The 1,478-nt window shown below is 41.7% G+C and carries 1 protein-coding gene; it reads right to left on the bottom strand.

Annotated features, from left to right (window positions below; genetic code table 11):
* Positions 1 to 1,478 (bottom strand): leucine--tRNA ligase (leuS, locus tag ACRCJ0_RS13910; RefSeq protein WP_431390822.1); only part of this gene is annotated, 1,478 nt, incomplete at both ends.

Below are 1,478 nucleotides of genomic sequence, written 5' to 3' on the forward strand. Positions count from 1 at the left end.
GTAAATGCAATACCGCATGCTCTGCCCCACCTATATACAAGTCCACATTGTACCAGTAGTCTAAAGCTTCTTGAGAAGCAAATTCATTTGAATTTTTAGGGTCGATATAACGTAGGAAGTACCATGATGAACCTGCCCATTGTGGCATTGTGTTTGTTTCACGGCGGCCTTTCATGCCTGTTTCAGGATCAGTGACATATAACCACTCTTCAATATTGGCTAATGGAGATTCACCTGTACCAGATGGTTTAATATTGTCGGTTTTTGGTAAACGAACTGGTAGCTCATCTTCTGGAACTGCAGTTGTTGTGCCATCTTCCCAATGGATAATTGGAATTGGTTCACCCCAGTAACGTTGACGAGAGAAGACCCAGTCACGTAAACGGTATGTTGTTTGACGTTCACCGCGACCTGAAGCTGTTAACATTTCAATCGCTTTTTCAGTTGCTTCTGCAGTTTCTAAACCGTTTAATTCACCTGAATTAATGTGAGGACCGTCTCCAGTATATGCTTCAACAGCAACATCGCCACCTTCAATTACCGGTTGAATTGGTAGGTTGAATTGTTTAGCGAATTCGTAGTCACGACTATCATGGGCAGGAACCGCCATCACAGCACCAGTACCGTATGAAGCTAAAACATAATCTGCAACCCAGATTTCAAATGGTTCACCAGTTAATGGGTGGATACCGTAAGCACCGGTGAATACCCCAGTTTTTTCTTTGGCTAAATCTGTACGGTCTAAGTCAGATTTCATTGAAGCTGCAAGTAAATAAGCTTCCACTTCTTCACGTTGCTCTTCAGTCACAATCTGACGCACCAAGTCATGTTCAGGTGCTAAAACAGCGAAAGTTAAGCCGTAAATAGTATCTGGGCGCGTCGTAAAGGCATCAAAAGTTAAGTCATGATTTTTAATATCGAAAGTTAATTGCGCACCTTCTGATTTACCAATCCAGTGACGTTGCATTTCAACAACTGAGTTTGGCCAGTCAACATTTTCCAATCCATCTAATAAACGGTCAGCGTAAGCAGTAATCCGTAAAACCCACTGTTTCATTGGTTTACGAACGACTGGGTAGCCACCACGTTCTGACTTACCATCGATGACTTCTTCATTGGCTAAGACTGTTCCTAAGGCTTCACACCAGTTAACCAAGATTTCGTCTTCGTAGGCTAAACCTTTTTCAAATAATTTAGTGAAAATCCATTGTGTCCATTTGTAGAATTTTGGATCTGTTGTATTGATTTCACGGTCCCAATCATAAGAAAAACCTAGTGATTTGATTTGACGTTTGAATGTGGCGATATTTTTCGCAGTAAAATCAACTGGATCATTCCCAGTGTCTAATGCATATTGTTCAGCTGGTAATCCAAACGCATCCCAGCCCATTGGGTGCAATACGTTATAACCTTGTGCACGTTTATAACGAGACATAATATCCGTTGCAGTATACCCTTCTGGATGCCCTACGTGTAGC

The sequence above is a fragment of the Aerococcus sp. L_32 genome, assembly GCF_050689315.1.